The sequence below is a fragment of the Streptomyces sp. NPDC088706 genome, from assembly GCF_044752765.1.
GTDB lineage: Bacteria > Actinomycetota > Actinomycetes > Streptomycetales > Streptomycetaceae > Streptomyces.
The window spans coordinates 201,997-208,226 of the sequence record NZ_JBIVLW010000011.1 but is presented as its reverse complement, the minus strand read 5'-3'; the positions used below and the strand labels follow the sequence as shown (position 1 = coordinate 208,226).

Below are 6,230 nucleotides of genomic sequence, written 5' to 3'. Positions count from 1 at the left end.
CGGCGGCGGGGGGCGGGGGGGGGGGGGGGCGCGCGGGGGGGGGGGGGGGGGGCGCGCCGGGGGGGGGGGGGGGGGGGGGCCCCCACTGGGGCCCCCCCCCCCCCACCACCTTAACTTCGCTCAGACTTCCTTGACCTGGCCGTCCGCCACTTCGATTCGGCGGGTGGTGCGCACCGCTTCGAGCATCCGCCGGTCGTGGGTGACCAGCAGCAGCGTGCCCGTGTAGCTCTCCAGGGCCGTCTCCAGCTGCTCGATGGCGGGCAGGTCCAGGTGGTTGGTCGGCTCGTCGAGCACCAGGAGGTTGACGCCCCGGCCCTGGAGCAGGGCGAGGGCGGCGCGGGTGCGTTCGCCCGGGGAGAGGCTGGTGGCCGGGCGCATCACATGGTCGGCGCGCAGGCCGAACTTGGCGAGCAGTGTGCGGACTTCGGCCGGTTCCGTGTCCGGCACGGCGGCGCAGAACGCCTCCAGCAGCGATTGGGAGCCGAGGAAGAGCCTGCGGGCCTGGTCCACCTCGCCGACCACGACGCCCGAACCGAGTGTGGCATGGCCGGAGTCGAGCGGGAGCCGCCCCAACAGGGCAGCCAGCAGGGTGGACTTGCCCGCGCCGTTGGCGCCGGTGATGGCGACCCGGTCGGCCCAGTCGATCTGGAGCGAGGCGGGGCCGAAGGCGAAGTCGCCACGCACCACCCGGGCCTCGCGGAGGGTGGCTACGACCGATCCGGAGCGCGGGGCGGTGGCGATCTCCATCCGCAGCTCCCACTCCTTGCGCGGCTCCTCGACGGTGTCGAGGCGCTCGATCATGCGCTGGGTCTGCCGGGCCTTCGCCGCCTGCTTCTCACTCGCCTCGCTGCGGGCGTTGCGGCCGAGCTTGTCGCCGTCGGTGGCCTTGCGGCGGGCGTTCTTGACGCCCTTGTCCATCCAGGAGCGCTGCATATGGCCGCGCGCTTCGAGGGCGGCCTTCTTGTCGGCGTACTCCTCGTAGCCCTCGCGGGCGTGCCGCCGCGCGGTCTCGCGCTCCTCCAGGTAGGCCGCGTAGCCACCGCCGTAGAGGTTGATCTGCTGCTGGGCGAGGTCGAGCTCCAGCACCTTGGTCACCGTGCGCATCAGGAACTCGCGGTCGTGGCTGATGACGACGGTGCCGGCCCGCAGCCCCGAGACGAAGCGCTCAAGCCGCTCCAGGCCGTCGAGGTCGAGGTCGTTGGTGGGCTCGTCCAGCAGGAAGACGTCGTAGCGGGAGAGGAGCAGGGAGGCGAGTCCGGCACGGGCCGCCTGGCCGCCGGAGAGCGCCGTCATGGGCAGCTCCAGGCTCACGGTCAGCCCCAGCTCGGCGGCGACCTGCGCGGCCCGCTCCTCCAGGTCGGCGCCGCCGAGTGCGAGCCAGCGCTCCAGGGTCTCGGAGTACGCGTCGTCCGCGCCCGGAGCTCCGGAGACCAGGCCTTCCGTCGCCTCGTCCATGGCGCGCTGGGCGTCGGCGACCCCGGTCCGGCGGGCCAGGAACGCGGCCACGGTCTCGCCCTCGCGCCGCTCGGGCTCCTGCGGGAGGTGGCCGACGGTGGCGGTCGGCGGAGAGAGGCGCAGCTCGCCCTCCTCCGGGCGGTCGAGTCCGGCGAGCAGGCGGAGCAGGGACGATTTTCCGGCGCCGTTGACTCCGACGAGACCGATCACGTCTCCGGGCGCGACGACGAGGTCGAGTCCGGCGAAGAGTGTGCGGTCGCCGTGTCCGGCGGCGAGGTCCTTGGCGACGAGGGTGGCAGTCATCAGGGTGCCGATCCTAATCGCCGCCGGGCCGTCGCCGGTCGCCGGTCGCCGATGCCCAGTCTCCGGTGCCCGGTGCCCGGTGCCGGTGGACCTGGGCCTGTGCCGTGGCGCTGGGCCCGGTGCCCCTGGCAGCCGGTTTCCGTTAGCGTCCGGGCAGCGGCCGGCGCGTACCGAGGCGACAGGAGTCATCGTGATGACGGATGTGATCGTGGTGGGCGGCGGAGTCATCGGCCTGACCACCGCCGTGACCCTGGCCGAGCGCGGGCTGCGGGTGCGGGTCTGGTCGCGTGATCCGGCCGGGGCGACGACCTCGGCGGTGGCGGGGGCGCTGTGGTGGCCGTACCGGATCGAACCGGCCGAGCGGGTCGGCGCCTGGTCGCTGGAGACGCTGGCGGTGTACGAGGAGCTGGCGGCCGGGCCCGGGGCCACCGGCGTACGTCCGGTGGCGGGGGTGCACGGTGGTGAGCGGTTCGCGGCGCTGGGGGCGTGGGCCGCGGAGCTGAAGGGTGCGGTGGAGGTGGCCGAGGGGCTGCGGGTGACGCTGCCGCTGCTGGACATGCCGGTCCACCTGGCGTGGCTGGAGCGGCGGCTGGTTGCGGCGGGCGGTGCGGTGGAGCGGCGGGCGGTGGACGGGTTCGCGGGGGCGGCGGCGCGGGCCCGGGTGGTGGTGAACTGCACGGGGCTCGGGGCGCGCGAGCTGGTGCCGGACGCGGGGGTGCGGGCGGTGCGGGGGCAGCTGGTCGTGGTGGAGAACCCGGGGATCGCGGAGTGGTTCACCGAGGCGGACCCGGCGTCCGCGGCGACGACGTACTTCTTCCCGCAGCCGGCCGGCCTGGTGCTGGGCGGTACGGCCGAGGTGGACGACGAGCGCCGGGAGCCCGATCCGGGGACCGCGCGGGAGATCGTGGCGCGGTGTGCGCGGGTCCGGCCGGAGATCGCGGGCGCCCGGGTGCTGGGGCACCGGGTGGGGCTGCGGCCGGTGCGGGAGGCCGGGGTGCGGATCGAGGCGGAGGCGCTGCCGGGCGGCGGTCTGCTGGTGCACAACTACGGGCACGGCGGCGCCGGTGTGTCCGCGGCCTGGGGCTGCGCGCGGGCGGCGGCCGCCCTGGTGGGCTGAGCCGCCGCCGTACGGACGAGGTGGTCCCCGGGGTCAGTCCTGGGGACGCTTCTCGATCGGGGCCTCCTTGTGGCGCTCGTCCGTGGTGACGGTCGTGCCGGGTCCGATCCGGATCTCGAAGTCGCCGTCGTACTTCGCGTGCCCCTCGATCACCGCGGACTCGACCGCCTCCACACCGAACTCCTGGCGGACGATCTGCGGGTCCTTGCGCAGGTCGCGCATCAGGGCCACGCACATGCCGAGCATCACGATGACGAACGGGGCGGCCACCAGGATGGTGAGGTTTTGGAGTCCCTCCAGCGCGTTCTCCTTGCCGTCGCCGATGAGCAGCATGATCGCGGCCACGGCCCCGGTGACGACACCCCAGAAGACGACGACCGGCTTCCCCGGTTCCAGGACGCCCTTCTGCGAGAGCGTGCCCATGACGATCGAGGCGGCGTCGGCACCGGAGACGAAGAAGATGCCGACCAGGATCATCACCAGGATGCTCGTCACGGTGGCGATCGGGAACTCCTGGAGGACGCCGAAGAGCTGCGCCTCGGGGGTGTCCGCGCCGGTGAGGCTGGACTGCTCGTCCAGCCTCATGGCCGAGCCGCCGAAGACGGCGAACCAGATCAGGCTGACCGTGCTGGGCACCAGGATGACGCCGCCGACGAACTGCCGGATCGTGCGGCCGCGGCTGATCCGGGCGATGAACATGCCGACGAAGGGCGTCCAGGAGATCCACCAGGCCCAGTAGAAGACCGTCCAGCTGCCGAGCCAGTCGGCCACGTCGCCGCCGCCGGTCGCCTCGGTGCGGCCGGCGAGCTGGCCGAGGTCACTCACATAGGCACCGATCGAGGTGGGCAGCAGGTCGAGCACGAAGATCGTCGGACCGGCGATGAAGACGAACAGGACGAGGACCAGGGCCAGCACCATGTTGATGTTGGAGAGCCACTGGATCCCCTTCTCCACACCCGAGACCGCGGAGGCGACGAAGCCGACCGTCAGGACGGCGATGATCGTGACGAGAAGGCCGGTGCCGGCCTTCTCCAGCCAGTCCAGCTCCTGGATTCCGCTGCCGATCTGGAGCGCGCCGAGGCCCAGCGAGGCCGCCGATCCGAAGAGCGTCGCAAAGATGGCCAGGATGTCGATGAAGCGCCCGGAGCCCCCGTACGCGTGCCGCTTGCCGATCAGCGGCTCGAACACCGCGCTGATGGTCTGCCGCCTGCGCATCCGGTAGGCGCTGTACGCGATGGCGAGCCCGACCACCGCGTAGATCGCCCAGGGGTGCAGCGTCCAGTGGAAGAGGGTGGTGGCCATGGCCGTCTGCATGGCGTCGGCCGCGTCGGCCGGGTCGGTGCCGGGCGGGGGGTTGCGGAAGTGGGCGAGCGGCTCGCTGACGCCGTAGAACATCAGCCCGATGCCCATCCCGGCGCTGAACATCATCGCTACCCAGGAGACCGTCCGGAACTCCGGCTCCTCGCCCTCCTGGCCGAGGCAGATCTTGCCGTACCGGCTGATCGCCAGCCACAGGGCGAAGATGACGAAGCCCGAGGCCGCCAGCATGAAGGCCCAGCCGCCGTTGTGGATCAGTCCGTTGAGCAGCTTGCCGGAGACGGTCTCCAGGGAGCCGGTGGCGGTCGCGCCCCAGATGACGAAGGCGAGGGTGAGGACCGCCGTGACGCCGAAGACCACCCGGTCGGTGGTCGGGGCCCGCGTGCCGGCCGGTTCGGGGGGAAGGTCCGCCGTGACCGACAGTTCCTCCCGGCCTGCCGCCGGCTCGTCTTCCTGGGGCACAGAAGGCACCTTTCACCGAGTCCGAAAAACGCTGTCTGTAGGCAGTACCACACTTGCCCACTATCTCAAAGGATCAACAAGCGGTATCGGCTTGACCATGTGTGATGGGATATGTCGCTCGCTGGTCGAGGAGCAGCGGAATCAGGTTCCTGGCCGATTGCCCCAGAGGCACATATGCGCCATCTCCATCCCGGTGGGACCGGACGCCGTGCAGCGCCAGCTCGTCCTTCACCTCGGCGTACCGGGCCGCGTCCAGCCGGTAGCCGCACGGCGGATCGGTGAGGGTCTCACCGGGCTCGGCCGGGTCGTTGTCGGCGCCTGCCAGGTGGACGGGGCCGCGGTCGGCGAACCCGGTCAGGCGCGAGAGAGCGGTGGCCGCCCGGATGCGGGCACGCTCCTGCTCGGTGAAGTCGAAGAGACCGCCGAGCGCCGTCCGCTGGGAGTGGACCCGGCGGCGCTGGTTGAGCACCGGGTCGTCCCTCTCGGCCTCGCTCAGCGCGTCGATCCGCGACTCGATGAGGAGGCCGACCGCGTGCTTGAGGCCGGAGGTGTTGCGCAGGATGCGTTCCTGGCCGTCCCCGGTCGTCTGCTTGATCGGGTCGCCGGTGACCGGGTCGGTCCAGATCCCGTAGAGGCCGTTGCTGTAGCCGCCCTCGGTCGCGGCGGGACGCACGTACCGCTCGGCGAGGGTCCGGGAGATCTCGTGGACGCGACCGGCGACGTTCAGGTTGCGGGGCCACAGGACGAACAGGTCCTTGTCGTAGTACGGCGGGGTGGCACCGTACTCGTGCAAGTCGTAGATCACATCGGGCCGTTCGTCGCGGACGACGGCCGCGATCGCCCTGCCCTCCTCGGTCTCCAGGGCGATGTGGTCCCGGTTGACGTCGACGCCGTCGGCGTTGCCCCGGGTGTCGGCGGCCCGGCCGTCCGGATTGGCGGTGGGCAGCACCAGCACCGTCGTACGGGAGAGGAAGGCGCGGGTGGCACGGTCCTCGGCGAAGGCCAGGTCGCGCAGGGTGGTCAGACAGGCCTCACGGCCGGCGGGCTCGTCGCCGTGCTGACTGCAGATCAGCAGGACCGTGGTGGCGGCGGGGCGCTGCTTTCCGATGCGTACGAGCTGGAGGGGGCGGCCCTGCCGCGTGGTGCCGGCCCGGTCGACGACCACCCGGTCGCTCCCCCGGTCCACCGCGCCGAGGAAGGTCTGCTCCTCCCCCAGCCCGGTCCAGCGCGCCCCGTCGCTCGTCTCGAACCCGGTGCGCGGCGGGTGGGGCGCGGCCTCGGCGGGTGCGACGGCGAAGGGGGCGGCCAGTGCGGCCAGCACCGCCACCATCACGCTCCGGCGTTGCACAGCCGGGGCACGGCGCCATGCTCCGGACGGCGGGCGAGCGGGCCCGGAGACCGGTGCGAGCCACGGGTGCGGGCTGAGCATGCGAAGCGCGCGGGTGATGCGAGGGGTCATCGGCGGCTGCCTCCCGGAGTGCGACCGGAGTACGCGCGGCGGACACCGCGATGTCCGCCGTATTGTCGGTGCCGCGGACGTTACCGGGGTGAACTCCTGTGCAACAGGGGTCGATCA

4 protein-coding genes are annotated in these 6,230 nt (G+C 72.5%); 1 reads left to right on the top strand and 3 read right to left on the bottom strand.

Annotation, left to right across the window (positions count from 1 at the left end; translation table 11 throughout):
- Positions 1-120: 120 nt before the first annotated feature.
- Entirely contained in the window at positions 121-1,758 is a 1,638-nt protein-coding gene (locus ACIQAK_RS23725; RefSeq protein WP_366391446.1) for an ABC-F family ATP-binding cassette domain-containing protein, read from the bottom strand.
- Between the two features lie 193 nt (positions 1,759-1,951).
- Between ACIQAK_RS23725 and ACIQAK_RS23720 the strand changes: the two genes are divergently transcribed.
- The gene (locus tag ACIQAK_RS23720; RefSeq protein ID WP_366391445.1) at positions 1,952-2,875 is read left to right on the top strand and encodes an FAD-dependent oxidoreductase; all 924 of its coding nucleotides are present in this window, start codon (positions 1,952-1,954) and stop codon (positions 2,873-2,875) included.
- A 33-nt stretch (positions 2,876-2,908) separates the two neighbouring features.
- Here the strand turns inward: ACIQAK_RS23720 and ACIQAK_RS23715 are convergent, their stop codons facing one another.
- Together ACIQAK_RS23715 and ACIQAK_RS23710 are read right to left on the bottom strand one after the other, a co-directional pair.
- The gene (locus ACIQAK_RS23715; RefSeq protein WP_366391444.1) at positions 2,909-4,654 is read right to left on the bottom strand and encodes a BCCT family transporter; all 1,746 of its coding nucleotides are present in this window, start codon (positions 4,652-4,654) and stop codon (positions 2,909-2,911) included.
- Between the two features lie 73 nt (positions 4,655-4,727).
- Positions 4,728-6,113, bottom strand: coding sequence for a M14 family metallocarboxypeptidase (locus ACIQAK_RS23710; protein WP_366391443.1), 1,386 nt, complete (start codon positions 6,111-6,113; stop codon positions 4,728-4,730).
- Positions 6,114-6,230: the final 117 nt, after the last annotated feature.

What these genes read in the sequence shown, in the direction of transcription:
- ACIQAK_RS23720 (WP_366391445.1), top strand. Translation starts at nt 1,952, where the DNA reads ATGACGGATGTGATCGTGGTGGGCGGCGGAGTCATCGGCCTGACCACC.
- ACIQAK_RS23725 (WP_366391446.1), bottom strand. Translation starts at nt 1,758, where the DNA reads ATGACTGCCACCCTCGTCGCCAAGGACCTCGCCGCCGGACACGGCGAC.
- ACIQAK_RS23710 (WP_366391443.1), bottom strand. Translation starts at nt 6,113, where the DNA reads ATGACCCCTCGCATCACCCGCGCGCTTCGCATGCTCAGCCCGCACCCG.